Here is a 26,181-nt window from a genome sequence, read left to right on the forward strand (position 1 = left end):
ACCGCGACGTGCGGCGGTGGCACCAGCGCGGTCGACACGACCTGCGTGAAGCTCGACTTGGCGGCGGTGGAAGCCACCGACTGCGCCATCGAGGGAACTGTATGTTGGGAACGGCGCGAAACGCGAGGCACGCGGGCGGGTGCAGGCAGGACGACAGGCGTCGCCGGAGCGGGTGTGGGGGCAGCAGCCGTTTTTTTCATGGGCGTCGTGACAGGAGCAAAAGGGTCGCGCATCCAGGTCCCGCCGCAGCCGTGCCGAGGTGTCAAGCAAGAAAGTGGCGAGCCAGGATGACTAACAGCGCCGAAGTCCAGAACGTCGCCATCGTAAACCTCATGACAGTAAAAAGTTCACCTTTGATTGTGCTCGCGAACCCTGCGCGGCAGCGCCGCGCGCTACTACGACTACAACTGACCGACTACCTCGGGTGCGGTCGGCCGGGCCCACCCTCGGCAGCGACGGTTGCCCAACACAACCCAGGGTCAGCCGCGGGGCGGGTTCTCTGCGAAAGAATCGCTGCAGCCCTGCCGTGCGATGCTCGGCGTGCAATCGGACGACGACAGCGCCTTCATGAGCCAGTACGTCGACTGCTGCAAGGAACACGGTCGTGAGCAACCCGCTGGCACGACTTCCGGCAATCTCCGTTCCGCTCAGTGTCCAACAGGCTCAATGCCCGGCCGCGCCAATGAGAAAGCCGCCCGAGGGCGGCCTATTTGTGACTGCGGCCCGGCGTGCGACTCACAGGCCGATCCAGCGATCGTTACTTCTTCTTCGCAGCCGCCTTCTTGGGCGCCGTCTTCTTCGCAGCGGGCTTCGCAGCCGCTTTCTCAGCCTTGCGCTTTGCGGCCTTCGGATCGACGGCCGCCTTGAATGCAGAGCCGGGCACGAACTTCGGCACCTTCGTTGCTGCGATCTTGATCTTTGCGCCTGCTTGCGGATTGAAGCCGGTGCGCGCCGCGCGTGCCACCTGCTTGAAGGTGCCAAAGCCAACGATTTGGACGGAATCGCCCTTTTTCACTGCGTTGATGATGGAGTCGGTGACGGTTTCGACGACTCGCGCGGCTTCCGCCTTGCTGAGGTTATGAGCGCTGGAGATTTTCTCGACCAATTCGATACGGTTCATCTGGTTTCCTTGGATTGATACTCACCGCGTTGCCTGCGGCGACCCCACTGAACACTGGGGCGTGCGAAGTGTACCGGGGCAGATACGGCCATGGATCGTCGTCAAAGGCCCGTGGTTCGATCGGCTCGTAGCAGTGGCGCGACGTGAAGGGCAGGGGCACGAACACGCAAGGATGTCCATACAGCCATGCGCCGCAACTTCGGGCCATGCTTTGGCCACCGTCCCGCCAACGAGGGTGCGGGCCCCCGAACAGACGGTCGTAGCACGGAATGCTCAGGGGCAATGGGGCTCTGGTCCCTTGAGCAGTGCCATGAAACTTGGCGCCTGTGCGAACATCCGGGCCAGGCGATCAGGCTTGCCCTGCGTTCGCGCGGGGGCCATGCGCAGGGTACTGCAGATGGAGAGGTCCGGATGTCGCGCAGATCAGGCGGCATCAACCTTCCTGGGGATTCGGAAGGTCAAGTCGAAGTTCGGTGACACGCCATCCGCCGCGAGGAAATTTGAAGGGTGGGGTGTTGCGCCAACCGCGGAGGGGCGGAGCACGCTTGACGGAAGGATCGTAATTCTTTCAGAAAGACCGGGTCTATCAGGCGGGCGACTCCAGTTGCGATCCAAGGGCTTGGTCCTTTGCCCCTCCCATCCGATGCTCACAAAAAATCAGTCGACCTTGACGTTCGCGCCCTTCACGATGGCGCCCCACTTCGGCACTTCCTTGGCCAGGTAGCTGCCGAAATCAGCCGGCTTCATCCACTCGGCGGCAAAGCCCTGCGCCGCCAGCTTGTCCTTGATTTCCGGCATCGCAAGGATCTTCTGCATGTCCGCGTTGATCTTGTCGATGACCGGCTTGGGCGTCGCGGCCGGCGCCATCATGCCGATGAACGCGACTGCTTCGAAGTTCGGGTAGCCCTGCTCGGCCACGGTCGGAACGTTGGGCAAGGCCGGTGAGCGCTTCTTACCGGTGACGGCCAGGGCCTTGAGCTTGCCCGACGTCACAAAAGGCGTGGCCGAGATCATGGTGTCGAGCATGTAGGTGGTCTGGCCGCCCATCACGTCGGTAAGGCCGGGGCCGCTGCCCTTGTAGGGGACGTGAATGGTCTTGATGCCGGCTGCGCTGTTGAGCATTTCGCCACCGAGATGCGTCGACGAACCGTTGCCCGAAGAGGCGAACGACAATTCACCGGGCTTTGCTTTGGCCGCTGCGACGAGTTCTTTCAGGTTGCTGGCCGGGAAGTCGGGCCGCGTCACCAACACCAGCGGACCGGTCATGATCATCGAGACCGGCGCCAGATCTTTCAGCAAGTCGTACTTCAATTGCTCCTTCGGGAACAAAGTCATGTTGATGGCATGCGAGGTCGCAGCGATCAGGAAGGTGTAGCCGTCGGCCGGCGCCTTGGCGACGAAATCGGCGCCGATGTTGGAACCTCCGCCCGGCTTGTTCTCGACGATGAAGGACTGCTTCTCGATCTCTCCGAGCCTGGCTGCGAGCAACCGGGCCACGATGTCGTTGGGACCGCCCGGCGCATAGGGCACGATGATCTTCACCGTCTTGGACGGGTATTTGTCTTCGGCGTGCGAAAGCAAAGGCGCGGCGAAAACGGCCGTGGCGGCCAGGGCGAGGGCGAGGGGCTTGAACATGGTTGTCTCCGGTTTATTGAATGGGGTGAGCGTTCAGCCGCTCAGGTCTTGTACGAAGGGTCTTCGCGATCGAGTTGGCGCAGCAGCGCAGGCCATTCCATCGGCGAAAAGTTGACCTTGCCTTGCGGGCCGTAGCGCTTCGCCATTTGTGCGGCCAGTTCGGCGCTGGGCATGCTGACTTCAGCGCCGCTGGCCAGCACGTCGACCTGCACCTGGCACGCGGTCTCCAGCCAGTACATCAGGTTCCAGGTGTCCTGCACGCTCGGGCCGCAGGCCACCAGGCCGTGGTTGCGCAGGATCAGCGTGCTGTGCGGGCCGAGGTCGTGCGCGATACGGTCGCGCTCGCTCATGTCCACCGTGGGCTGCTCGTAGTCGTGGAAGCCGATGGCGCCATAGAAGCGCATGGCCGATTGCGTAAGCGGCAGCAGTCCGTGCTTCATCGCGGAGACCGCCATGCCGGCACGAGTGTGGGTGTGCATCACGCACTTCAGGTCGGGACGTGCGCCATGGACAGCGCTGTGGATCATGAAGCCCGCGCGGTTCACCGGGAACTCGCCGAACTCGCCATCGGGCTTGTCGACGACGTTGCCGTCGAGGTCCAGCGTGTAGAAGCACGATGCGGTGATCTCCGTGTACAGCAGGCCGAACGGATTGATCAGGAAGTGCTTCGCATCGCCCGGCACCTTGGCCGTGATGTGGTTGTAGATGAGGTCGCTCATGCCGTACTTCGCCACCAGCCGGTAGCAGGCGGCAAGGTCGGTGCGGACCTTCCATTCCTCGTCGCTCAAGCGGTCGCGGACGGAAGCAGGGCGGGTCTGGACAGCAGCGTTCATGTGGATGGTGCCTCGGGATAATTGGTCAACGGGATTCGGGGCGACCGGCGAGCATGCGGCGCGCCGTGTAGCGCAGCACGGCTTCACCGCGCTGGTTGAAGACGTCGATGTTCGAATCGACGATGGCGCGGTTGCCTTTCGATGTGGGCTTGACGCCGGCGACCTCGACCACCGCGTGGATGGTGTCGTTGACGCGCACCGGGGCAAGCACCTTCTGCGTGCATTCGAGCATGGCCATGCCCGTGCCCTGGATCATCGTTTGCAGGATGAAGCCTTCGATGAGCGAGTAGGTGAGGGCGGCCGGCACCGGGCGTCCGCCGATGGCGCTGGCGGCGCCTTCGGCGTCGATGAAGATGATCTCCAGCATGCCGGTGCATGAGATGAAGTTGACCAGGTCGGTCTCGGTCACGGTGCGGTTGAAGGTCTGGAATTTCTGGCCGACCTCGAGGTCTTGCCAGAAGAAGCCGTGGCCCAGCAGCGGGTGTTTGGCTGTTGTGGGTGCGCTCATATCGGTGCTCCTTGCAATGCGGGTTGTTCGTTGCCAATGGGTGCGATGCCGGCTTCGCTCAATACCTGGTGGGTGTGTTCGCCGAGGCGCGGGGCCATGCGCACCGGCAGTTGTTGCCGATCGATGCGCACCGGCGCGCCGGGGAAGTGCAGCTTGCCCATCTTCGGGTCGTCGATGGTCTTGAAGAAGCCGGTCGCCTTGAGGTGTTCGTCGTCGGGCAGGTCTTCGAGGCGGTTCATGCGCGAGGCCGGCACTTCGAGGCGGGCGAACACTTCGAGCCATTCATCGGTGCCGCGCGTTTCGATGACCTGCGCGGCGAGCGTGTAGAGCGCATCGATGTGCCGCGTGCGCTCCGTGATGTTGGCAAAGCGCGGATCGGCCGCGGCCTCGGGCATGCCGCCTTCGGTGAAGAAGCGCTTCCAGTGCGCGTCGGTGTAGGGCATGGCGCAGAGGTAGCCATCGGCCGTGCGGTAGGGCCGGCGATGCTTGGCGAACAGGCGTGGGTAGCCGGTGTCGGCCAGCGGCGGCGAGAAGTGATGCCCGTAGAAGTGCTCGACCAGATTGAAGGACACCATCGATTCCAGCATCGGAACCTCGACATAGCTGCCCTTGCCGGTGCGCTCGCGCCGGAACAGCGCGGCCAGGATGGCATGGGTGGCGACCAGGCCGGAGGTCTTGTCGGCCGCGATCGTCGGGAAGTATTGCGGTGCGCCGGACTGGCGCTCCATCAAGGCCGCACAGCCCGACAGGCCCTGGATGATGTCGTCGTATGCCGGCATGCCGCCGTAGGGGCCGTCTTCCGCGAAGCCATGCAGGCCGACGTAGACCAGCCGGGGGTTGCGCGCCAGCAGGGTGTCGGGGTCCAGGCCGATGGCCGCAAGCTTCTGCGGACGGATGCTGTGCATCAGCACGTCGGCGGTGTCGACCAGGGCGAGCAGGGCGGCGCGGGCGTCGGCGCGCTTGAGATCCAGCACCACGCTGCGCTTGCCGCGGTTGACGCCAAGAAAGATGGCCCCCATGCCGGGTTCGGTGCTGGGGCCGGTGCGTCGCGTGGAATCGCCTTCGGGCGGCTCGATCTTGATGACGTCGGCGCCGAACTCGGCCAGGTTCTGGCTGGCGTAGGGGCCGAGCACGACCGCGCTCAGGTCGAGGATGCGGACGCCTTCGAGGGGCAGGTTCGACGCAGGAGTGGTCATGGTGGCTGGCGGTGTCTCGGGCCGCTCGTCTGTTGGGGTATGCACGGATCGTAGAACCGGCGCCCTAAGGCGTCCAATACCGTTCATGTCATTTGCCATACATACAAAGTAAGCCTCATGGAGCTACGCCAACTGCACCAGTTCATTGCTGTGGCCGAAACGCTCAACTTCAGTCGAGCTGCCCATCGCCTGCACATGGCGCAGCCGCCGCTGTCGGTGGCGATCCGCAAGCTGGAGGAAGAGGTGGGCGCGCCGCTGTTCGAGCGCCAGGCGCGCGGCGTTGCTTTGACGGCGGCCGGCATCGCTGCGCTCGTCCTGGCGCGCCGCTGCGTGAACGACGCGAAAGCCTTGCGCGATGCGGCGCTCGCTGCGGCCGGTGGCGAGCGGGGAACACTCCGTGTGGGCTTTGTCGGGTCTGCCACGTACGCGCTGCTGCCAAGCCTGCTGCCCGCTTATCGCGCCCGCTATCCGCAGGTCGAACTGGTGCTGCGCGAGTCAGCGAATCTCGAACTGCTGGCGATGGTCGAAAGCGGCGAACTGGATGTGGGCCTGGTCCGCTATCCGACGGGATCGGCCAGCACGCTGCTGATGGAGATCGTCGAGCGTGATGTGTTCTGCGCGGTGCTGCCTTCAACGCATGCGCTAGCCGCAAAGAAGCGCCTGACCTTGCGTGACCTCGCGCGGGAGCCTTTCGTGGACTACGCTTCGACCCACGTCCCGGGCCTGCACGCCATGGTGATGCTCGTGTTCCAGCAAGCCGGGCTAACGCCGCACGTCGCCCAGGAAGCGACCCAGGTACAAACCGTGATCAGCCTGGTGCAAAGCGGCATGGGGGTGGCGCTTGTGCCTTCGGTCAGTGCGCGACTGGCGGCGCGCGATGTGGTGTTTCGGCCGATCCAGCAGCTGCCGGCATCGGCGGGCATTTCATTGGCGATGGCCACGCGCACCGACACGCACAACCCGGCGGTGCTTCGGTTTCGTGAGTTGGCACTGTCTCAAGCTTCGCCGAAGCGAACCGCAGACGAACGGACCCTTGTGCGACAGCGCGCAATTCAAGGCCCCCGGAAAGGCGCGTAGGGTACCTTCAGCGAGTGGGCACGAGTCGACCCTGCAACCTGACCTTTTTCGTTACGCCGCTGCAGCTCGCCAAGTGTGCAGCCCTCCTACGACATTCCCCGCCTGTTGCCGCTGCACGTTCTGTTTTGGTCCATGTGTGTTTGTGCGAGGGGCTTGCCTTTTTTGTCGAGGGCACTCGCAAATATGTAAAACGCCGTTGGGTACGCGCGCGCTGCCGAGCGAGGAGGGGAGTCGGCTACTCCATCAGCGTTACGAGCGCCAGCTGTGCTGCTTGAGCCATAGTTCGATGTCGCGCTTGGATTTCGGCAGTCGGCCACAACCGGATGTTCATCCCGACGCTCTGAACGCTCGCTTTCGAGGCGAGCGGACTTTGGTATCGCCCGCAAACGGAATCTCCTGTGGCAGGCACGCCGTGTTCCGAGTACGCTCTGCGTCCACCAGAAAGCGGGCGGACCAAGGGGCGGGCGCGTCCGTGATGTGAATTTCGCTCCGTCGATTCACTCGAGGAGAAAAGCGTGAGCAATCAAGCGAAGCCGAAGAGTCAAGATTCGGATGATGGGAAGATTCGTACGCATCTCCCGATGCGCAACACGTCGAGGCCCGGCCTCATCACCTACGACGCGCGGGACCCCGACACCCGGTTTCCGCCAATCGATCAATTGCGCCCGCCCACGGGGGCGCCCAACGTGCTGATCATCCTCGTCGACGATGCCGGCTTCGGATCTTCAAGTGCGTTCGGCGGCCCTTGCCAGACGCCGAACGCGGAGAAGCTGGCAGCGGCCGGCCTGAAGTTCAACCGCTTTCACACCACCGCCCTTTGTTCGCCGACACGTCAGGCCTTGTTGACTGGCCGCAACCACCACTCCTGCGGCATGGGCGGCATCACCGAGATCGCCACGGGAGCCCCGGGCTACAGTTCGGTGCTCCCCAACTCCATGTCGCCCCTGGCCCGTACGCTGAAGCTCAATGGCTACTCCACCGCGCAGTTCGGCAAGTGCCACGAGGTGCCGGTGTGGGAGACGAGCTCGGTCGGCCCCTTTGACGCGTGGCCGACTGGCGGCGGCGGCTTCGAGTATTTCTACGGTTTCATCGGGGGCGAAGCCAACCAGTGGTATCCGAGCCTTTATGAAGGCACCAACCCGGTCGAGCCGAAGAAGACGCCCTCGGAGGGCTATCACTTGATGGAGGACATGACCGAAAAGGCGATGTCATGGATCGGGCAGCAGAAAGCCCTCGCACCCGACAAGCCGTTCTTCGCCTACTTCGCGCCGGGCGCCACGCACGCGCCCCATCACGTACCCAAGGAGTGGGCCGACAAGTACAAGGGCAAGTTCGACCAGGGATGGGACAAGCTTCGCGAGGAAACCTTTGCAAGGCAGAAAGCGTTGGGCGTGATCCCGGCCGATTGCGAACTCACCGCACGTCACGAGGAAATTCCCGCATGGGACGACATGCCGGAAGCGCTCAAGCCAATCCTGCGCCGGCAGATGGAGGTCTACGCAGGCTTTATGGAGTTCACCGACCATCATGTGGGCCGCCTGCTCGACAGCCTGGAGAAGCTCGGCATCCTCGACGACACACTCGTCTACTACATCGTCGGCGACAACGGGGCCTCCGCCGAGGGCACGCTGAACGGTGCCTACAACGAAATGGCCAATTTCAACGGACTCGCCGCACTTGAAACGCCCGAGTTTCTGATGGCACGCTACGACAAGCTCGGCGGACCGGAGTCTTACAACCACTATGCCGTGGGGTGGGCCCACGCGATGAACGCCCCTTACCAATGGACCAAACAGGTGGCCTCCCACTGGGGTGGCACACGCAACGGAACGATCGTCCATTGGCCGAAGGGGATTGAGGCCAAGGGGGAGATGCGTTCGCAGTTTCATCACGTGATCGACATCGCGCCGACGATTCTCGAGGCGGCGGGCTTGCCCGAACCGGTCGAGGTCAACGGCGTGGCGCAAGACCCGCTCGAGGGCGTCAGCATGCTGTACACGTTCAACGACGCGAACGCGGCAGAGCGGCACGAGACGCAATACTTCGAGATGTTCGGCAACCGTGGCATCTATCACAAGGGCTGGACCGCGGTCACCAAGCACGGGACGCCGTGGGTCCTCATGGGCCGCAAGACCGTGGCGCTCGACGACGATGTCTGGGAGCTCTACGACACAACCAAGGACTGGAGCCAGGCCCGGGACCTGTCGAAGCAGATGCCCGAAAAGCTGCACGAATTGCAGCGCCTGTGGCTGATCGAGGCCTCGCGCTACAAGGTGTTGCCCATCGACGATCGGGTGGTGGAAAAGATGAACCCCGACACCGCAGGCCGGCCCGTCCTGATCAGGGGAAAGACGCAGTTGCTGTTCGGTGGCATGAGCCGGCTGTCGGAGAATTGCGTGCTCAATCTCAAGAACAAGTCGCACTCCGTCACTGCCCAGATCGAGGTCCCGGGCTCCGGCGCGCGGGGCGTGATCATCGCGCAGGGGGCGAACATCGGCGGATGGTCCCTCTACGCGCACCAAGGCAAGCTCAAGTACTGCTACAACGTGGCAGGCGTGAACCACTATTTCGTCGAATCAGCGGATCCGCTGCCGACTGGCGAGCACCAAGTGCGTATGGAGTTTGCCTATGCGGGCGGCGGCCTCGGCAAAGGCGGCCAGGTCACGTTGTTCATCGACGGCAAGAAAGCCGGCGAGGGTTCTGTTCCGATGACCCAAGCCATGGTCTTCTCCGCGGACGACGGCTGCGATGTGGGCGAAGACAGCGGCGCGCCAGTTTCCCCCGACTACGGGCCCAAGGACAACGCGTTCAACGGGCGCGTCAAGGGCGTGCAGCTTGCCATATCCGACGCCGCAGAGAGCGTAGATCATCTGGTCTCGCCGGAAGATGCCATGCGAATTGCGATGGCGCGGCAGTAGGCGCATGGGCCCCCGGGCCTATGGCCGGGCCAACCAACGGCTTGGCTGCTCGAGAGGCTGCCTGTACTCGCGATGCGGTCGTACGCGAGCGCGCAGCGGAATGCCGCAACGGGCCCTGACCTCCAGTTGGGCGGCCAATAAAGCGGTCGTTCAACTCTGCGATAACGGGGTGGCCGTCGGGACGCAGCCGAGCTACGACTGCAATACCTTGGAAAGCACCATGCGTACTGCGTGCCTTCCGATGCTAAACCGCTGGTTTCGGCATCTGCCGGTACTTCGAAGGATAAGCAATGCACTTCCCCCTGCATAACCGTGTCCTCACTGGCTCTCTTCTATTGCTGCTGCTCCTGGGCGGCTGCGGCGGAGGTGGTGACAGCGCAGGGAGTTTCCCTGCCGCAGTCGCCCAGAGCACGAAGCCCGCGATAGCGGCGTCGCAGTCGGATCCTTCATGCACCGCGATCACTGCGAGCGGTTCCGTCGTCGTCGGCTCAGGCCTTCCTGGTGACCCGGCGGCGCCGGAACTCGCGTCGGGCTACCGCACCGGCATGCAGGCGGTTTCTGCCAAGAGCTTCATGGTGGTGGCGGCCAACCCACTCGCCAGCAAGGCCGGCTGCGACGTGCTCAAGTCCGGCGGCACCGCGGCCGATGCCGCCGTCGCGGTGCAGGCGGTGCTCGGTCTGGTCGAGCCGCAGTCCAGTGGCCTCGGGGGCGGTGCCTTCTTGCTGCACTATGACGCCCGGACCCAGGTTGTGCAGACCTACGACGGGCGCGAAACGGCACCGGCCGCTGCTACCGAGAACCACCTCCGCTGGATCGATGACGTGGCCGACCGCACCACGCCACGCCCGAGCGCGCGCGCGAGCGGCCGGTCCATCGGCACCCCCGGCGCGGTCCGGATGCTCGAGCTGGTGCACCAGGAGCACGGACGTAAACCCTGGAAGAACCTGTTCGATGCCGGCATCGACCTCGCGGACAACGGCTTCAAGATCCCGGGGCGGATGGCAGATGCCATCGCCGGGGCGCGAACCAACCTGACTAGAGACGCCGAAGCGGCAGCGACCTACCTGAATCCGGACGGCTCCGCCAAGGCACTGGGGACGGTGCTCACGATTCCCGCGTATGCGCAGACGCTGAGGGCGCTCGCGCAGGGTGGCGCAGACGCGCTCTACACCGGCCCGATCGCCCAGGACATCGTGGCCAAGATCAACATCACCACCAGCGTCGACGGCAGCACGCCGATCACGCCGGGCAAGACCACGCTGGCCGACCTGGCGAACTACCGGGCCAAGAAGCGCGATGCGGTCTGCACCACCTACCGTTCGTATTGGGTCTGCGGCATGGGCCCGCCGTCTTCCGGTGGCATCGCGGTTGCACAATCGCTGGGCATCCTGGAGAACTTCGACCTGCGCCGATACCCGCCTACAAACGTGGACAACGACGGTGGTCGGCCGCAGACGATGGCCGTGCACCTCGTCTCCGAAGCTCAGCGCCTGGCCTATGCGGACCGCGACAAGTACGTCGCCGACACCGACTACCAGCCGCTGCCTGGCAATGGCGTGCCCACCATGGTCGACAGGGACTACCTGCGCGGCCGCGCCGGCCTCATCAACCTTGCCACCAGCATGCACACGGCGCAGCCGGGCAACCTCGGCCCGATCCCTGCCGGCATCATGCCGCCCTCGCCCGAGAACGGCACCACGCACATGACGATCGTGGACCGGGACGGCAACGTCGTGTCGATGACCACCACGGTCGAGTCGGGCTTCGGCTCGTATCACATGGCGCGCGGCTTCATGCTCAACAACCAGCTGACCGACTTTTCCGCCGCGCCGACCGACGCCAGCGGACTGCCGATTGCCAACCGTGTTCAATCAGGCAAGCGCCCGCGCAGCTCGATGGCGCCCACGCTCGTGTTCCGCAAGGCGGCGGACGGCTCCCGCGGCGATTTCGTGATGGCCACCGGCTCGCCCGGCGGCTCCGCGATCATCCAGTACGTGACGAAGACCTTGGTAAGCGCGCTGGACTGGAACTTCGATGCGCAGCAGGCGGGCGCGATGGTGAACTTCGGCGCCTCCAACAGCCCGACCACCTCCATCGGCGGCGAGCATCCGAAAATCGATGCCACCAACAACGGCGCCAACGATCCATTGGTGACGGGACTGCGCGCGATGGGGCATACCGTGAACGTCGGTGCGCAGTCCAGCGGCGTCGCCACGATCATCCGGCTCCAGGATAGGAAAGGTACGTTGCAGGGCGGCGCCGACCCACGTCGTGAAGGCTTGGTCCTGGGGGACACGTTCACGCCTTAGACCGGTCTGCCGGGGGTGGTCAATCGGAGGGCCGTTGGGACTCTGCCGAAATCGGGTTCGCTTAACGCAAACAGGCAAGCGGTCACGCGAAGGAGTGGCCAATGTCGGCCGGGTAGCAGCTGACAGGAGCGGCCACTGACGCTCGTCGGGAAGATTTGGCCGACTCGATCGAGGTCGCTGACCAAGCTTGGTTACGGGAAGGCAATCCGTTCAAGCCCGCCAGGCACCGCGCGCTTGGCGACTTGCTCGACCTTCGGCTGTCTATGGCGATGCAGCCATCGTTGTCTGAAGAGCAAGGCAATGCAGTCGTGCTCGGGTGCCTGGTCGAACGTCGGCTCTCGCTGCGTAGCACTCCGCAGACGCAATTCAAGCTTGCCCCAGCCGCTCGGCGCGGCGACCTGCATGTCCACCAAATCACTGCCGGCGCCCTGGCTCGCCTGTAGAGTTCGAGACTGGCTCTGACGGCGGCTATGTGTCCAGGGGATCCGGAACGATTTCGATCTTGACCATATTCAATCGATGGCAGTACGGGGGTTCTGACAATGAAGGCCCGGACCAAGGGGGAGAGAGGAACGATCGTCGAACCTGATTCGGACGGTACAGAACTGAGGCTGGCGTGATGGAAACGGTCGCATCTTTCGCGGATCACCTCGCGCGGGAGATGATCCACAGCGAGCGCATGCGCATGGCCATCCTCGCCGGCATGCTAGGCACGCTGCTTGTTTTCTACGGCCTGGCTACGCGCTGTTCCGCAACGTCTCCATGCTTCGTTTCCTCCCGCCGGGCGTGTATCTTTACATCCTGGCGGTCATCGCCCTGCTGCTCTGCTACGAGCTTGCCATCCGCTACCTGCTCGGCCGCTGGTTGCGCCGGGGCAAGAGCGTGCCGGGCGCGCTCAGGTACCTGAACGCGTTCGTCGAAACGAGCGTTCCCAGCATTTTGATCATCCTCGTGTCGCGCGAAATCGACCTTCTCTACGTGCTGCAGAGCCCGCTGGGCCTTCTCTGCGCCATTCATCGTGCTCTCCACGCTGCAGCTGGACTTCAGGTTGTCCGCGTTCACCGGCCTGGTCGCGGCGGCGGAGTACGTGGCACTGTCGTTCGCCTACATCGGCGCGGGGAGCGGCCTGCTCGGCGATGCCGCGCGCGCCGCGGCGAGCACGCCGTTCGAGGCGCCGCCGTTCTACGTCGCTAAGGCGGCGATCCTGCTGCTCGCCGGACTCGCCGCGGGCTTCGTTGCCGACCAGTTGAAGCGCCGAGCCAGTAACGCATTCCGAGCGTGGGAGGAGCGGCAGCGCATCGTCAGCACCTTCGGCCAGCAGGTATCGCCGGCCATCGTCGAGGCGCTGCTCGGGGCCGGCACGGAAATCGCCAGCAAGTGCACGTTCGTGTGCGTGATGTTCATGGACATCCGCAACTTCACGCCGCTGGTCGAGAACAAGCCACCGGAGGAGATCGTCGCCTTCCAGAACGTCGTCTTCGCCGAGGCGGTCGAAATCGTCAACCGCAACCACGGCATCATCAACCAGTTCCTCGGGGACGGCTTCATGGCCACCTTCGGCGCGCCCCTTACCACCGGGCACGACTGCGCCAACGCGCTGGCCGCGGCGCGCGAACTTGTCGCCGGGATCCGGAGACTGTCGGAAGCCGGGCGGATTCCGCCGATCAGGATCGGGGTCGGCCTGCGCGCGGGCGAAGCGGTCTGCGGCAACGTCGGCTCGGCGCTGCGCAAGCAGTATTCGATCACCGGCAACGTCGTGATCCTCGCCTCGCGCATCGAGCAGCTGAACAAGGACCGCGGATCGCAGATCCTGGTGTCGGGCGAAGTGCTGGCCGCCGCCGGCCAACCGCCGGGCGGTGCGCAGGCGCTCGGGCCGGTGCATGTGAAGGGCCGGGAGGCGCCGATCGAGATCTACCGGCTGGCCTGAGGCCAGCCGGGAATCAGACGCCGGGTTCGGTGATCAGTCGCCGGATCTTCGGGAGAAGCCGCTAGCCGTCGAAGCAAAAACTGCGATTCAGCAATGTGCATCCTTGATCCATCCCCGTGCACCGTGCTCATGGGTGTTCGCAGCAGTGACCGGGCGTTTGAGGGGGCCGGCCGTACTTCCGCTTTCGCTGCCGTGCCGAAATTGACGTAAGGAAGTCGGAGTTCAGCAACGGGCCCAACAGAGACATACGTGGCGAGGCCGGCCGTGCTCTCGTCGCTGACAATCTGGCAATGAGGTCCAACGCTATTGGTTGTGGCGCGCCCGCCTTCAATTCATAGCGCCTTGGACTGCGGCAGACGACGCTAAACCGCCCCCATGTCGGCACGACGAGCCGCCATCTACAGGCCAGCAATAGATCTCAAACGCTGCGCCGCCTTCGAGTAGAAGTGCAACGCAAAGCCAACTTTGCTGGCGAGGAGTGCTTGCAAGTCCACGGGGCTGATCGACGTGAAAACCGCCCCATTGGCCGCCGGTTGCGCCTCGGCATTTTCGTAGGCGCGAATGACACCCCGGAGCCGCTCGCACTCGCGCTCGAGCGAGGCGACCCAAGCGCGCGCGTGCCGGGCTTCGTTGAAGGCCTGCTCGTGCAGCGCCGACATGCCCCAGCGGCTCTCGAACCAGAGCGCGAGCTGGACCGGGCGCGGCGCGTGGCCGGCGGCGATGTAGCGCTGCAGGGTGCGCAGGCTCACGCCAAGGTGGCGCGCGATGTTCTTGCGCGGCTCGACCTGGTCGGCCAACAAGAAGGCCAGCGGCGGCAGGCGCGCCCCCGACGGACAAAGAAATCCCATGGAAACCTCCTGGCGCAGAAGCCTCCTGAGGGGAGCGGCGGCCACCGCGCCGATCCGCAGATTCGCACGGGGCCGTGTCAACGTGTCGCGCGGCTGCGCAGCCCTCCCCTGCTCCTTGGCGGGTCTGGCTTTTCAGGGGGGTGGGAATGAAATGAACATAACCCCCAAAAATTCATTCGACAACAACAGGAAATCGACAACCACGGCACCAAGGTCCGTCGTTTGTGAACGGCTGAATCCGCATGTTGCGTTCTGGTGGTCAGGGCCCGTTCCCGTCGCTCGTTCTCCTGCGCTCAACGGCAGGTATGCGATTCGTAGCGGTCTTCGCGACGCCTAATCGAGCGCCCATATCGACTTGCGTCATCGGTCGTATCGAGACGAATTTGGAAGGCCGCGGCCGTGGTCGGTCCGTCGGATCAACGCAGCTTTGCGCCTTGGTTCAGCAAGTTCGCCCGCAGTTCGTCAATGGATACGGCGCGGATCGAGCCAGCGGCGCTCGCGCCAATCCGAGTGGCCAACGCGGCAGCGCACCCTGCCGCGTGGCCCACAGCCATCGAAATCGTCATCACGCGGATCGCGGCAAGCGCACTGTGGGTTGCCGAGATGCCGCGCCCCGCGACCAAGGCGTTGTCAAAGTCCAGCGGAATGAGGCTGCGGTACGGGATTTGGTAGGCGTGGTCGTCACCGAGCCCCTCATATCGCAGCTCGCCGCCCGCAGCTGGATGGATGTCGATGGGATAGGCACCAGCCGCGATGGCATCGGAGAACTGTTCGGGACGTCGCAACTCGTCCGCAGTCAACACATGATCGCCCGCGATCCGACGCGTCTCGCGCACGCCGACCTGCGTTGCGAAGGCGCGCAACTGCCCGTCTTCACAGCCTGGTACCGCTTTCCGCAAAAAGGCAGCTGCTTTCCAGGCCTGACGTCGTCCTTCGATCTCTGCCCTTCCGAGCGCCGTCGCGTCGGTCGCGTCGATGCCCAGGCGGCTGATGTTGAACCACCCATCGGACGACACCGGGTCCCGGCTCGAATGGAGCGCCGCTCGGGCGAGATGCCCCTCATCGTAGCCACGCCTGGCCAGTTCGGACAACTCGTGCACTGGTGTTTCCTCCAGGCGCTTGAAGTCGACCGGACCGAAGCGAAACATCATGGTCGCCGGTTGCAATGCCTCGCCGCGTTCCAGTTCAAGGAACCGTGCCCCGGCGCGTCGCAGCGCATCAATATCGCCGGATGCGTCGATCAGCACGTGGGGTCGCACCTCGACGATGCCGCTCTTGGTGAGAACCCGCACGCTTTCGATGATTCGGTCAGTGCGTGTGACGTCAAGCACATTGGCATGCAGCAGCGGTCGCACGCCTGCCTCGTCCAGCATGTCGTCCAGGACGAGCTTGAGCACCTCGGGCGAGTATTCGACACGGTCCATCCGATGACCGGTAGACATCACAAAGGTCGCATGCGGGCTCGCACCGCCATATGCGGCCAGCCGCGCAACGACTTCGTCGGCCACCCCGCCACGACCCGGCGGCCGTTGCCCGTCTGCCAGCTGTTGAACTGCGCCACGGCGCCTGCCGTCGCGTTGCCACCGAAGAAGCCGTAGCGCTCGATGATCACGACGGACGCGCCGCCGCGTGCCGCGGCCACCGCGGCCATGACGCCGGCGACGCCACCGCCGCAAACCACGACGTCCGTGGCAATGATCTTCTCGACGCGATAGGTGGCCGAAGGAGTAGTTGTGGTCGACATTGAATCTTTACCTTGTCCCGGGGGCCTTGAGGGTTCGCTACCAGCGCCCACCCTGTCCTGCCAGGAGTTGGTCGTGCAGCTGTTGGAAGTTCGAGAAACTGGGCCGCGAACCCGCACTGCTTACGCAGCGCTCGGTGCAGCGAGTGCGTCGGTCGTCTCGGCAGTGCGGCGCAACATGCCTGACAGGACGAATGCGCAGACCGAACCGATCACCGCAGGCGCCGCAGCGGCGATGAACAGGTCGCGTGTCGGCCAGCCGAGGCCTATGAGGAGGCCCCCAACGCTCGGGCCAAGAATCGCGCCGGTGCGCCCGATGCCCAGCGCCCAGCCGACGCCTGTCGAACGCAGGCTCGGCGGGTAGACGAACGCGCTGACGGCGTTCGCGCCCGTTTGCGTGCCCACGACGAAGAAGCCGGCCACGAACGAAACAAGCGTGAAGTACGCAACGGATCCCCCCGAGAACGCCAGCAGCACGAGCATCAGCGCCCCGCAGAGATAGCCGACCCCGATCACGGAGAACGTATCGAACCGCCGCACAAGGGCCGCCAGCGACAACGTGCCAAAGATGCTGCCCACATGGCTGATGGCAGCGGCGCGTACCGCGTCCTCCAGTTGCAGCCCGGACGCGTTTGCAAGCGTTGGCAGCCACGAGACCATGAAATACAGCGCCAGGATGTTCGTGAAGAACATGATCCAAAGGACGACCGTGCGTATCGCCCTGTGCTCGGTAAAGAGTCTGGCGACCGGGAAGCCAGCTTCGAGCTCGCCGAGCTTGACCTTGGCAGCTGAATCGACGGACACGTCGGGCGCAATCCGTTTGATTGTCGCGGCGACGAGATCGGAACGGCCTTGCCTCGCGAGATCGCCGATCGACTGCGGCAACAGGAAGTAGATGGCGACAAGCAGCGCCAGGGGTGCGACGGCGCCGAGCACGAAGACCGATGGCCATCCCAACGTCGGGATCATGTGGGCAGCGATAAACCCGCCGCCACCTGCGCCGACCGGAAAGCCGCAGGCAATGATCATCGTGGCCGTGCCGCGAATGCGGGCGGGACAGAATTCCGCGGCGTAGGCGACCGCAATCGGCGTCACGCCGCCGAGCCCAAGCCCACCCAGGAACCGCCATGCGATCAGACTGGTGATGCCGGAGGCTGTGATCGTTCCGAGGGAGCAGAGCGCGAACAGGAGGATGCATCCGCAAAGCGTGCGCTTGCGCCCGATTCGATCGCCCAATACTCCGAAGATGAGCGCGCCCAGCGTTGTGCCGACCAGTCCGCTGGAAAACACGGGGCCCAGCATCGACCGGTCGACGCCGAATTGCTTGGTAAGGACCGGCGCGACATAGGTGATCACCTGGATGTCATAGCCGTCGATGATCATTGCAAGGCCGCAGAGGATGAGCACGCAGATGCCGACTGCGCCAAGCTTGCTGCGATCGATCACCCCGGTGACGTCGAGCGTCCCGAGCGAGATGGATCGTGTGGGTGTCTGTTTCACGGAAGTCTCCTGTTTGTCGGCCGCTGCTGGCCATGGCTCCGCCCAACGTCTGCTCTGCGGCGACGCGCGGACAAGGTCACGTGGGACTGAAGAGGGGCGACTTGCGCAACCTTTCGAGTCATCCCCGACCGCGATCCGGGCGGATCGTGGTTCGCCGCGGCCGACCCGGCTTCGCGGTTGATTCCGAGGCGAACGTCGACGATCGCCTCAGCGGGGTGTCAGGCAGGCTCCCTCAAGGGAAGTTCAGGGCGGCTCCACCCTTCGCCTGCGCTACTTATTGAGGAACGTAACCGACCTGCTTGGTCACCTGCTCATACAGCGCTTTGTCGGCCTTCACAGCACTCAGCAACTCCGCAGGCGTCGATCCGATCGGATCCACGTTCGTCGATGCCTTGAACTTCGTGCGGAACGCGGGGTCGCGCGCTATCGCTGCGATGGCGCCGCTCATCTTGTTCACGATCTCGTCCGGTGTCGTCTTGGGCGCCCACATCGACAGCACCGAGGCGGCATTCAGTTTGTCGAGCCCCTTGACGTCCGCCGCCGTCGGCACGTCCGGCAAGGCCGAATACTTGACGTTGCTGGTGTTGAGCAGCGGGCGCACGGTCCCCGCCTGGATGTGCTGAACGTAGTTGGGAACCGTGTCCAGATTCATCTGGACCTCACCGGAGATGAGTGCCTGAAGCGACGGGCCGCTTCCCTTGTAGGGGATCGCCGTGAACTTGAGGCCGGTGCGGCTGGCAATCGCGTACATCACCATCGTGCTCAGCGGCGCCCCGTCCGCGAAGTTCACCGCATCCGGGTTCTTCTTCGAGTAGTCCACGAGCTCCTGGAACGTCTTTGCCGGCACCTTGCTGTTCACGACCACGAAGAACGGTGACGAGAGCACGAGCGACACGGGCTTGAGCTGCGTCGTGACGTCCACAGCATTGGTCTTCACGAACACGGGGGATGCTGACATCACGCCGCCATAGAAGAAGGTGTAGCCGTCACCGGGCGCCTGGACCACGGCGTTGGCGCCGATCGTGGTGTTGGCGCCGGGCCGGTTGTCCACGATCACCGGCTGGCCGAGCTTCGCGCCCAACTCGGTGGCCAGCTGGCGAGCCGACAGATCGATCAATCCGCCCGGGGCGACGCCCAGAATGAGTTTGATCGGCCGGGTCGGCCAGCTTTGCGCCTGCGCGCTTGCGAAAGTGAGCGTCGCGCCTGCCACGGCTGCGAGCTTCACCAACTTGCGAATGAACTTGGTCATTTGATGTCTCCTTGGGTATTGCCCGGGAATAGGTGTTGGAGGGCTGGCCGCGCTCAGGACAGCGCGATTTCGCGTTTCTCGCGGATCGACTGATAGCCTGCGGTGCTGACCTCCTGCACCAGGATGTTGAGGTCGAGGCTGCACAGGGGATCGACTTCACTTTCGCCGCGGATCACGGCCACGAAATGTTCGGCGCCATCCTTGAACTTGACCGGCACCTTGCTGCAATCGATTCGTTTGCCTTTGGGGAACTCGGCGTTGACGAGCACAACGTATCCCTTGCTGCTGCTGGTCCGAATCACGCCGTCGGTACCGTAGACGATGAGGCCACGGTTGGTCGGATCGACTTCTTCGTCAGCGCCTTCGTCCCATTGCGTCCAGCTGCCTTCGGCCTGGCCGAGCGCGCCCGGCCACTTCATCGTGACCACCGCGTTGTCTTCCATCTCGGCCGGAATGTGCACCTTGACGAAATGACCTGCCATCGCCGATACGCTCTCAGGCCGCCCGAAGATGTGGCACAGATAGCTGATGCCGTAGTAGCAGTAGTTGATGAGGATGCCGCCGCCGTTCTTCTCCATGTCCCAGAGCCAGTCGGTGAAGAAGTGCGACGCGCCAGCCTTCTCGGTGCCGGCGTTGGCGTTGCGCCATTTGGCCCAGAAGGGCTTGCCAATGGCGCCTCCCTCGATGAGCTCGAAGCCCTTGCGCAGCGCCGCCTTCCAGATCGACAGCGAATTGACCACCAGCTTCACGCCGGTCTCATCGACGATCTTCTTCATCTCCCAGGCATCGGCCATCGTGGTGCACAGCGGCTTGTCCATCAGGATGTGGAGGCCCTTCCTGGCAGCGGCACGCACGGGCTCGACTTTGGCGTTGCTTGGCAGGCCGATCAACACCGCATCGAGTTGCTCCTTCTCCAGCATCTCGTTGTAGTCCGTGTAGATGCGCTCGATGCCGAGGTCGGACCGCAGCCTGGCCTGCAGCTCGGGGTGTTCCTCCGTCGCAGCCACCAGCGTGACGCCGGGATGGTCCTTGAACTCATGGAAGACCCCTTTGCCCCAGACGGGCCAGAAGTGGTCGTGCACGGCGCCGATGATGCCGATGCGGATCTCTTTCTTCGCGTTCATGTTTGCCTCGTTCGATGGATGGTTACTTCGGGTCCGACGCGTACTTGCCTACCGGGGCCAACTGGGAGCCGCCGGCCACATAGAGCGTCTCGCCAGTCACGAAGCCGGCTTCCTCCGATGCGAAGTACGCCACCGCGCCGGCGATGTCCTCGCGGGTCGCCAGGCGCTGGATGGGCGTGCGGCTGATGGCCAGGCGATTGCTGGCCAGTTGCTGTTCCGGCGTCCGGTTCAGGATGTCGAGGCCCGGTGTCACCTTGATCGAGGCCGGCGCGACGGCGTTGGCCGTGATGTTCCACTCGCCCAGTTCGCGAGCCCAGGAGACGGTGAGGGCATCGAGCCCTGCCTTGCTGGCGCCATAGGCAGGCATGCCGCCGGCCAGGCTGTTTCGCGACGTGATCTGGACAAGGCGACCATGGCCCTGTGCCTTCATGGTGGGGATGACGGCGCGGCCGACGAGGAAGGGTCCTTTGAGGTTGATCCTGACGATGCGATCGAAGATCGCCTCGTCCATCTCCCAGTGGTCCTCCTTCACGAGCACGCCGGCGTTGTTCACCAGGATGTCGATCCGTCCCCAGCGCTCCAGGACACGGGCGACCGCTGCCTTCACGGACGCGTCCGAGGTCACGTCCATCTCGACGCCAAAGGTGTCGTTCCCAAGCTCCTTTGCCGCATCTTCACAGGCCGCAGCGTTGATGTCGGCCAGCACAATGCGGCAGCCATCTTTCATCAGTCGGGCGCCAATGCCTCTGCCAAGCGCTCCAGCGCCGCCAGTTACCAGTGCTACGCGTTTCAAATCCATTGCTATCTCCAAGTTGTGTTGATCGATGCAATGAATGATGCCGAGGGGAGCTCTACCTCGTAAGCCCATGTAGACTCATACGAACTGTGAGCGCGCGGATCAGATAGTCAGGGAAAACCATGAGTGCTGATCGATTCCGGGAGTTCGAAACCTTCGTTGCCGTCGTGGAGTCGGGCAGCTTTTCGGCTGCGTCGCGCAAGCTCGGGTGCACCCCTTCTGCGGTCAGCAAGCTGATCGAGCGCATGGAGAACCGCTTGGGCGTGCGGCTGCTGCAGCGGACCTCGCGCAGCCTGTCGTTGACGCAGGAAGGCCGGAACCTTCATCGATCGGCGATCCGCGTCCTGGAAGCGATCAGCGATGCCGAGTCGACGTTGTCGGAGGTGAATGCCCCGGCCACCGGGTTGCTTCGGGTGCACACGACACTGAACTTCGCGCAGACGCAACTGGCGCCCGTTCTCCCCGGGTTCCTGGCCCTCCATCCGCAGCTCCGGATCGAGTTCATCCTCAACAGCGAGCCCATCGACCTGGTCAACGCGGACATCGACCTTTCGCTGCAGGTCGGGCCCGTGACCAACCCGTCACTGATTGCCAGGCGGATCGCCACGACCCGCTGGTTGCTGTGTGCCGCCCCCGAATACTTGAAAACGGCTGGCGTACCGCGGGTGCCCGAGGACCTGCTCGATCACAACTGCTTGAATTTCCTGCCCCAGACGTATCGCAGCGTCTGGCCACTTCGGACCGACGAAGGCGAGCAGGGTTCCAGCGCGCCGACGCGCTATGAGGCCGTCGGCAACGTCGCCAGCAACTCGGACAACTTCCTGCGTGTGCTGGCGTGCCAGGGCATGGGCATCGCCAGGCTCGCTGCGTTTCACATCAGCCAGGACTTGAAGGACGGCCGTCTGCTGACCGTGCTGGGCGGCAGCATTCCCGACCTCCCTGAGCCAGTGTTCGCGGTTTATCAGAGTCGCCGCAATCTGAGCTCGCGCGTCAAGGTGTTCCTGAAGTTCCTGGAAGAGCGGTTGGCGGAATCGATGGATTGGAGAAGCAGCATGGATCCGCCGCTGCCGATCGAATCAGCGTCGCGTGGCTCCTAGCGATCCTGTTGCGATCCCTTCGTTCGTGACCGGATCTCCGTCACCAGGAAGTCGTGGAGCAGTCTGGTGGCATGCGGTGCTGCGCCGTCGGCCTTCGCGATCCACACCTCCGCGCGCGGAAGCAGTGGAAAGCCATCGTCTGGCCCCAGGATGCGCAGCCGGTCCGAGATGCTTTGGGCCATGAAGACCCCCACGCCGAGGCCGGCGCGGACGGAGTTTTCGAGCGCCGTGAGGTTCCCGCAGCAGCAAGCCTGGCGCCAGGGAATGCCCGCGCCATCGAGCGCGGTGATCGCCCACGCGCGCACGCCAGAGCCTTCTTGCTGAAGCGCGAGCGGCAGCGGCCGCTGGCGCCAGGTGTTGTGTTTGGGCGAACAGACCCAGACGGCATCCGAACGTGCCAAGACGGTCGTGCCTGGAACGCCACTGCTGGCAGCCACGCCCTGCGGCCCCATACCGATGACGAGGTCGTAGTCCATGCCCAGTCGAGGCCTCATCGTGGAGGGAATGCCGATCTGCAGATCGAATTGGACCTCCGGGTACTTGCCGCAGAACTGCGCCAGAAGCGCTGGTAGAACTACCGTGGCGTAGTGCTCGGCAGCGCCGATTCGCACGAGGCCGGCCACACGGGCCAGCTTTCTCTCGGCAAAGACGTCGTCGTTCAGCGCCAGCAGCTGCTGCGCCTTCGGAAGCAGCCACAGGCCGTCGGCCGTAGGAGTTACCCCCTCGCGCTTGCGAAGCAGCAAGGTGCAGCCAACCTGCTCCTCCAGACGCTGCATCTGCATGCTGATCGCCGACTGCGTCCTATGCAGCGCATTGGCGGCCGCGGTGATGCTGCCGTTGTGCACGACCGCAACGAAAGTCCTGAGCAGATCGAGATCAAGTAGTCGAGGCATTGGAACGGCCTGTTCAACGAGCGCTGCAGGGACAGCGCGAAAGTCTGACATCAAGGTTGTTGATGCCCAGCATAAACAAGTATCGATTGTCTGAATACCCGGTCAAACCTACATTGCCTCCATGCGCCGCCTGTCGCGGCAATTGCAAACAACTCAGGAGACAAGCATGAATCGATTTCTCGCTGCTACCGCGGCTCCGTGGAAGCTTTTGGCGTCACTCACCATCGGCATCGTGCCAATGGTCGCCGGGGCACAGGACAACTATCCCGCCCGACCTGTCAAGATCATCGTCGGCGTCGCGCCAGGTGGCTTGATCGACGCGACGGCGCGACTCACCGCCACGAACCTGGCGACGCGGCTCGGCCAGCCCATCATTGTGGAAAACCGTCCTGGCGCCAACACGACCATTGCCGCCAACGCCGTGCTCAAGGCGGCGCCGGATGGCTACACCTTCTTCTACGGCGGCGCGATGTCGGCCTCGCCCATCTTCGTGAAGAACGGCGCCGTCGATTTCGTCAAGCAGATGAAGCCGGTCTCGCTGCTTGTCTCCGCCCCGTTCTTCATGCTGGTCAACAACAAGGTGCCGGCCAAGACCATTCAGGAACTGATCGACTACTCCAGGAAGAACCCGGGCAAGTTGAACTTTGCCGATGGTGCACCTGCGAGCACCCTGGTGATGCACGCCATCGCCGAGCGCACGGGCATCACCTTCACCCCGGTCCCGTACAAGGGAAGCGCTCCTTCGTTGATGGCGGTCATTGCCGACGAGGTCGACATGACGATCGACACGGTTCCCAACTACCTGCCGCACATCAAGTCGGGCAAGGTGCGCGCCCTGATGAACACCGGCCAGGCCCGGGCCTTGGTTCTGCCTGACGTGCCGACCGGCACGGAAGCCAAGGTGATCGACTTCAACGCGGCATCGGTCCTCGGGTGGTGGGCACCGCCCGGCACGCCGGACGCCATCGTCCAGCGCGTGAGCAAGGAGATCGCGGCCATCTCGAAAACGCCGGAGTTCCGCGACAAGTTCCGGGTCACGACCCAAACCGATCCGGTCGGCTCCACGCCCGCCGAGCTGCTGAAAGTGATCGAGTCGGACAACGCGCTGTTCAGCGGCGTTGCAAAGCGCATCGGCTTTCAACCCCAATGACCGCAACAGAGTTCGATGCCGGAGATCGCAAATGACGAATCGTGACAATGAGCGCTACGACGTGGTGGTCGTGGGCGGGGGTGCGGCAGGCGTTGCCGCCGCACTGGGTTCGGCACGCCAAGGTGCGCGAACCCTGCTGGTGGAACGCTACGGCTTTCTGGGTGGCTGCGCAACCAACTCGCTGGTGCTGACGTACTGTGGTTTCTACGTGGCCGGTGAGCAGGCCAGGCGCGCCATCGGGGGCGTCGGCTGGGAATTGCTACTGGAACTGGAGCGCCTGGGCTGTGACCCTGCGCCGGTCCGCAGCAAGAGCGGCAACTGGCTGGTGATGCTCGACGTCGAGGCGGTCAAGTTCGCCTTCGACAACCTGATCTCGGCGCCGAACCTGGACCTGCGCTTTCACACGCGCATGATCTCGGCCGAGGTGGCGCAAGGGCGCATCACGAGCGTGCGACTGGCCGACCATGCGGGTTTGCGTGACATCGAAGCGGGTGCCTTCGTCGACGCAAGCGGTGACGCGAGCCTGTCGGCCTTCGCGGGCGCTCCCTTCTCGCAGCCTGGCGGCCCGGGAGCCCATGTGCAGCCAGCATCGCTGCCCGTGCACATCGGCGGGGTACCGCCCGACGTGCCGATCGACCGGGAGCAGCTCGCTGCCATCACGGCCCGCTACAACGCCACGGCGGCGACGCCCTTGGCACGCACCGACGGTGGCGTGCTGGTCCGGTTGCCGGTGTCCGAGGGTGTGTGGTGGATGGGGGTGGACCTGTCCACCCAAGGTCTGCATGGCAGCGACCTGGCTGCCGCGGAGATCGCAGCCCGACGCCAGGCATGGGATTTCCTTCCCTGCCTGCGCGAGTTGCCGGGCTTCGGGAAGGCGCACATCCTGACGACCGGCCCCCAACTGGGTATCCGCGAAACGCGGCGCCCCCGTTCAATGGGCGATGTGACCGCCGAAGACGGCCGCGAAGGCCGCCGCCGCGCGGACGGCGTCGGCCGCGGCTGCTGGCCCATGGAGGTGCACGAGGCACCGGGTCGCGCAACGTTCGTGCCCATCGGTGGCGAGGGGTTCTTCGACATCCCCTACGCGGCGATCCAGGCGGAGACCCTCGGCAACCTGCGTCTGGCCGGTCGCGTGACGGGTGCCGACCGGCAGGCCTATGGCTCGACACGGGTCATGGGTACGGCATTCGCGACCGGCCATGCGGCCGGCGTGTCTGCGGCGCTGCAATGCGAGCAAGGTTCGGTGCCTGGCGCAGAGGCAGTGCGGAGGGTTCTTGCCGCACAGGACGCCATCGTCTAGCCAGCCTGCACACGACTCAAAAGGGCCTTGGCGCGCGCATGCGGCTCGCAATGAGATCGCACAGTGCCTTGGCCAGCATCGGCGCAGGGCGTTCCTTGTTCAGGACCGCGTGCACGCCGAACTTGGTGCTCTCGCGTGCCGGCCTGAACACCAGCCCGAATGGCGCGAATGCCCTGGCCGTGACGTCATCGACGAAGGCAATTCCGCCACCGCTGGCCACGAGCGAACAGGCCATCTGACCTGCTCGGACTTCGATCCCGGAAGCGGGCTGGATGCCCTTGCGTTCAAACCACTCTCGAATCACGCGACCCTGCATCGTGTCCTTGTGGAAGGCGATGAGAGGTTCGCCCGCCACGTCGGCGATGTCGATCACGCGTCGCGCCGCAAGAGGATGGTCGGCGCGCATGATGCACACGAGCTTCCACTGTCCCACGATGCGCGCGGCAAGCAGCGGATGCTCGAGCGGCACCGCAGAAATCCCGATGTCAGCCTGCTCCGTGACCAGCAGATCACTCATCTGCACGGCGCGCTGCTGAACGTCCAGCCAGATCCGCGCTGCCGGGTAGCGCCGGGATAGCTCGACCACCGCGCCCGGTACGACATCCAGGCCCAGGTTCGGGCTGGTCACGATTCTCAGCACGGTCTTCGCGCCTTCGCGAAGCTGGCGTGCGAAGTCCTGCACTGTCTCCATGCCGCGGTAGGCGCGCTCCACTTCGACGTGCAGCGCATGCGCCTCCGGAGTGGCCGCGACCCTGCCGTGGTTCCTCTCGAAAAGCGTGACGCCCAGCTGCAATTCCAGGTGCCGCATCATGCGACTGATGCCCGGCTGAGACACATGCAGCAACTCGGCGGCACGCGTGAACGAGCCCGTGTTCATGACGGCGCGAAACACCTCGATCTGACGCAGGTTCATGGCGCTACCCCGGCTTCCAATGACATAACCTCATGTTACCGGCCTGG

Annotated in this window: 19 protein-coding genes and 2 pseudogenes; 7 read left to right on the forward strand and 14 right to left on the reverse strand. The window is 64.3% G+C overall.

The features are described from left to right. From QTI66_RS29480 to QTI66_RS29505, 6 genes and pseudogenes are all read right to left on the reverse strand, one after another. Nucleotides 1-200: pseudogene (locus QTI66_RS29480) on the reverse strand (RNA polymerase-binding protein DksA); the annotation flags it as partial. 557 nt (nucleotides 201-757) lie between these two features. Next, the gene (locus QTI66_RS29485) at nucleotides 758-1,120 is read right to left on the reverse strand and encodes an HU family DNA-binding protein (protein ID WP_286563833.1); all 363 of its coding nucleotides are present in this window, start codon (nucleotides 1,118-1,120) and stop codon (nucleotides 758-760) included. 657 nt (nucleotides 1,121-1,777) lie between these two features. Continuing rightward, nucleotides 1,778-2,755, reverse strand: a complete 978-nt coding sequence (locus QTI66_RS29490) for a tripartite tricarboxylate transporter substrate binding protein (RefSeq protein WP_286563834.1) — start codon at nucleotides 2,753-2,755, stop codon at nucleotides 1,778-1,780. A gap of 41 nt (nucleotides 2,756-2,796) precedes the next feature. Next, nucleotides 2,797-3,588, reverse strand: coding sequence for a class II aldolase/adducin family protein (locus QTI66_RS29495; protein WP_286563835.1), 792 nt, complete (start codon nucleotides 3,586-3,588; stop codon nucleotides 2,797-2,799). A gap of 25 nt (nucleotides 3,589-3,613) precedes the next feature. Then, nucleotides 3,614-4,096 carry a MaoC family dehydratase gene (locus QTI66_RS29500; RefSeq protein WP_286563836.1) on the reverse strand — a complete coding sequence of 161 codons (483 nt, stop codon included), beginning with the start codon at nucleotides 4,094-4,096 and terminating at the stop codon, nucleotides 3,614-3,616. Further along, nucleotides 4,093-5,292 (reverse strand): CaiB/BaiF CoA transferase family protein, encoded by a 1,200-nt coding sequence (locus QTI66_RS29505; protein WP_286563837.1) that lies wholly within the window; start codon nucleotides 5,290-5,292, stop codon nucleotides 4,093-4,095. Before QTI66_RS29505 ends, QTI66_RS29500 begins: the two co-directional genes overlap by 4 nt. Nucleotides 5,293-5,409: 117 nt before the next feature. Here QTI66_RS29505 and QTI66_RS29510 point away from each other — a divergent pair, with 117 nt between their 5' ends. From QTI66_RS29510 to QTI66_RS29525, 4 genes are all read left to right on the forward strand, one after another. Beyond that, the gene (locus QTI66_RS29510) at nucleotides 5,410-6,369 is read left to right on the forward strand and encodes a LysR family transcriptional regulator (protein WP_286563838.1); all 960 of its coding nucleotides are present in this window, start codon (nucleotides 5,410-5,412) and stop codon (nucleotides 6,367-6,369) included. A gap of 581 nt (nucleotides 6,370-6,950) precedes the next feature. Further along, entirely contained in the window at nucleotides 6,951-9,287 is a 2,337-nt protein-coding gene (locus QTI66_RS29515; protein ID WP_286563839.1) for an arylsulfatase, read from the forward strand. A gap of 290 nt (nucleotides 9,288-9,577) precedes the next feature. Then, nucleotides 9,578-11,596, forward strand: a complete 2,019-nt coding sequence (locus QTI66_RS29520) for a gamma-glutamyltransferase family protein (protein WP_286563840.1) — start codon at nucleotides 9,578-9,580, stop codon at nucleotides 11,594-11,596. Nucleotides 11,597-12,614: 1,018 nt separating this feature from the next. Continuing rightward, on the forward strand, nucleotides 12,615-13,523 hold the full coding sequence (locus QTI66_RS29525; protein ID WP_286563841.1) for an adenylate/guanylate cyclase domain-containing protein: 909 nt from the start codon (nucleotides 12,615-12,617) through the stop codon (nucleotides 13,521-13,523). A gap of 398 nt (nucleotides 13,524-13,921) precedes the next feature. Here QTI66_RS29525 and QTI66_RS29530 read toward each other — a convergent pair whose 3' ends face one another. From QTI66_RS29530 to QTI66_RS29560, 6 genes and pseudogenes are all read right to left on the reverse strand, one after another. Then, nucleotides 13,922-14,416 (reverse strand): hypothetical protein, encoded by a 495-nt coding sequence (locus tag QTI66_RS29530; RefSeq protein WP_286563842.1) that lies wholly within the window; start codon nucleotides 14,414-14,416, stop codon nucleotides 13,922-13,924. 371 nt (nucleotides 14,417-14,787) lie between these two features. Then, nucleotides 14,788-16,115, reverse strand: a pseudogene (locus QTI66_RS29535) (FAD-dependent oxidoreductase). A gap of 120 nt (nucleotides 16,116-16,235) precedes the next feature. Further along, nucleotides 16,236-17,612 carry an MFS transporter gene (locus tag QTI66_RS29545; RefSeq protein WP_286563845.1) on the reverse strand — a complete coding sequence of 459 codons (1,377 nt, stop codon included), beginning with the start codon at nucleotides 17,610-17,612 and terminating at the stop codon, nucleotides 16,236-16,238. Between the two features lie 274 nt (nucleotides 17,613-17,886). Next, the gene (locus QTI66_RS29550) at nucleotides 17,887-18,861 is read right to left on the reverse strand and encodes a Bug family tripartite tricarboxylate transporter substrate binding protein (RefSeq protein WP_286563846.1); all 975 of its coding nucleotides are present in this window, start codon (nucleotides 18,859-18,861) and stop codon (nucleotides 17,887-17,889) included. A gap of 53 nt (nucleotides 18,862-18,914) precedes the next feature. Then, the gene (locus tag QTI66_RS29555; protein WP_286563847.1) at nucleotides 18,915-19,985 is read right to left on the reverse strand and encodes a Gfo/Idh/MocA family protein; all 1,071 of its coding nucleotides are present in this window, start codon (nucleotides 19,983-19,985) and stop codon (nucleotides 18,915-18,917) included. A 22-nt stretch (nucleotides 19,986-20,007) separates the two neighbouring features. Continuing rightward, the gene (locus tag QTI66_RS29560) at nucleotides 20,008-20,853 is read right to left on the reverse strand and encodes an SDR family NAD(P)-dependent oxidoreductase (RefSeq protein WP_353506233.1); all 846 of its coding nucleotides are present in this window, start codon (nucleotides 20,851-20,853) and stop codon (nucleotides 20,008-20,010) included. A 50-nt stretch (nucleotides 20,854-20,903) separates the two neighbouring features. On the opposite strand from QTI66_RS29560, the gene QTI66_RS29565 reads away from it, so the two are divergent. Further along, nucleotides 20,904-21,878, forward strand: coding sequence for a LysR family transcriptional regulator (locus QTI66_RS29565; RefSeq protein ID WP_286563849.1), 975 nt, complete (start codon nucleotides 20,904-20,906; stop codon nucleotides 21,876-21,878). Here QTI66_RS29565 and QTI66_RS29570 read toward each other — a convergent pair. Further along, entirely contained in the window at nucleotides 21,875-22,771 is an 897-nt protein-coding gene (locus QTI66_RS29570) for a LysR substrate-binding domain-containing protein (RefSeq protein WP_286563850.1), read from the reverse strand. The two genes, QTI66_RS29565 and QTI66_RS29570, sit on opposite strands and share 4 nt — an antisense overlap. A 166-nt stretch (nucleotides 22,772-22,937) precedes the next feature. Between QTI66_RS29570 and QTI66_RS29575 the strand changes: the two genes are divergently transcribed. Continuing rightward, complete coding sequence (locus tag QTI66_RS29575) at nucleotides 22,938-23,921, forward strand: Bug family tripartite tricarboxylate transporter substrate binding protein (protein ID WP_286563851.1); 984 nt, start codon at nucleotides 22,938-22,940, stop codon at nucleotides 23,919-23,921. Nucleotides 23,922-23,952: 31 nt separating this feature from the next. Next, nucleotides 23,953-25,221, forward strand: a complete 1,269-nt coding sequence (locus tag QTI66_RS29580; protein ID WP_286563852.1) for an FAD-dependent oxidoreductase — start codon at nucleotides 23,953-23,955, stop codon at nucleotides 25,219-25,221. Nucleotides 25,222-25,237: 16 nt separating this feature from the next. On the opposite strand, the gene QTI66_RS29585 is transcribed toward QTI66_RS29580, so the two are convergent. After that, nucleotides 25,238-26,134: a LysR family transcriptional regulator gene (locus tag QTI66_RS29585; RefSeq protein WP_286563853.1), complete on the reverse strand. Its 897-nt coding sequence runs from the start codon at nucleotides 26,132-26,134 to the stop codon at nucleotides 25,238-25,240. Nucleotides 26,135-26,181: the final 47 nt, after the last annotated feature.

The sequence above is a fragment of the Variovorax brevis genome (assembly GCF_030317105.1).
GTDB lineage: Bacteria > Pseudomonadota > Gammaproteobacteria > Burkholderiales > Burkholderiaceae_C > Variovorax > Variovorax brevis.

Bases quoted from the DNA above. Each gene is read 5' to 3' on its own strand.
- QTI66_RS29520 (WP_286563840.1), top strand. From the start codon at position 9,578: ATGCACTTCCCCCTGCATAACCGTGTCCTCACTGGCTCTCTTCTATTG.
- QTI66_RS29495 (WP_286563835.1), bottom strand. From the start codon at position 3,588: ATGAACGCTGCTGTCCAGACCCGCCCTGCTTCCGTCCGCGACCGCTTG.
- QTI66_RS29510 (WP_286563838.1), top strand. From the start codon at position 5,410: ATGGAGCTACGCCAACTGCACCAGTTCATTGCTGTGGCCGAAACGCTC.
- QTI66_RS29575 (WP_286563851.1), top strand. From the start codon at position 22,938: ATGAATCGATTTCTCGCTGCTACCGCGGCTCCGTGGAAGCTTTTGGCG.
- QTI66_RS29555 (WP_286563847.1), bottom strand. From the start codon at position 19,985: ATGAACGCGAAGAAAGAGATCCGCATCGGCATCATCGGCGCCGTGCAC.
- QTI66_RS29580 (WP_286563852.1), top strand. From the start codon at position 23,953: ATGACGAATCGTGACAATGAGCGCTACGACGTGGTGGTCGTGGGCGGG.
- QTI66_RS29560 (WP_353506233.1), bottom strand. From the start codon at position 20,853: ATGGGCTTACGAGGTAGAGCTCCCCTCGGCATCATTCATTGCATCGAT.
- QTI66_RS29485 (WP_286563833.1), bottom strand. From the start codon at position 1,120: ATGAACCGTATCGAATTGGTCGAGAAAATCTCCAGCGCTCATAACCTC.
- QTI66_RS29570 (WP_286563850.1), bottom strand. From the start codon at position 22,771: ATGCCTCGACTACTTGATCTCGATCTGCTCAGGACTTTCGTTGCGGTC.
- QTI66_RS29500 (WP_286563836.1), bottom strand. From the start codon at position 4,096: ATGAGCGCACCCACAACAGCCAAACACCCGCTGCTGGGCCACGGCTTC.
- QTI66_RS29550 (WP_286563846.1), bottom strand. From the start codon at position 18,861: ATGACCAAGTTCATTCGCAAGTTGGTGAAGCTCGCAGCCGTGGCAGGC.
- QTI66_RS29490 (WP_286563834.1), bottom strand. From the start codon at position 2,755: ATGTTCAAGCCCCTCGCCCTCGCCCTGGCCGCCACGGCCGTTTTCGCC.
- QTI66_RS29565 (WP_286563849.1), top strand. From the start codon at position 20,904: ATGAGTGCTGATCGATTCCGGGAGTTCGAAACCTTCGTTGCCGTCGTG.
- QTI66_RS29515 (WP_286563839.1), top strand. From the start codon at position 6,951: ATGCGCAACACGTCGAGGCCCGGCCTCATCACCTACGACGCGCGGGAC.
- QTI66_RS29585 (WP_286563853.1), bottom strand. From the start codon at position 26,134: ATGAACCTGCGTCAGATCGAGGTGTTTCGCGCCGTCATGAACACGGGC.
- QTI66_RS29505 (WP_286563837.1), bottom strand. From the start codon at position 5,292: ATGACCACTCCTGCGTCGAACCTGCCCCTCGAAGGCGTCCGCATCCTC.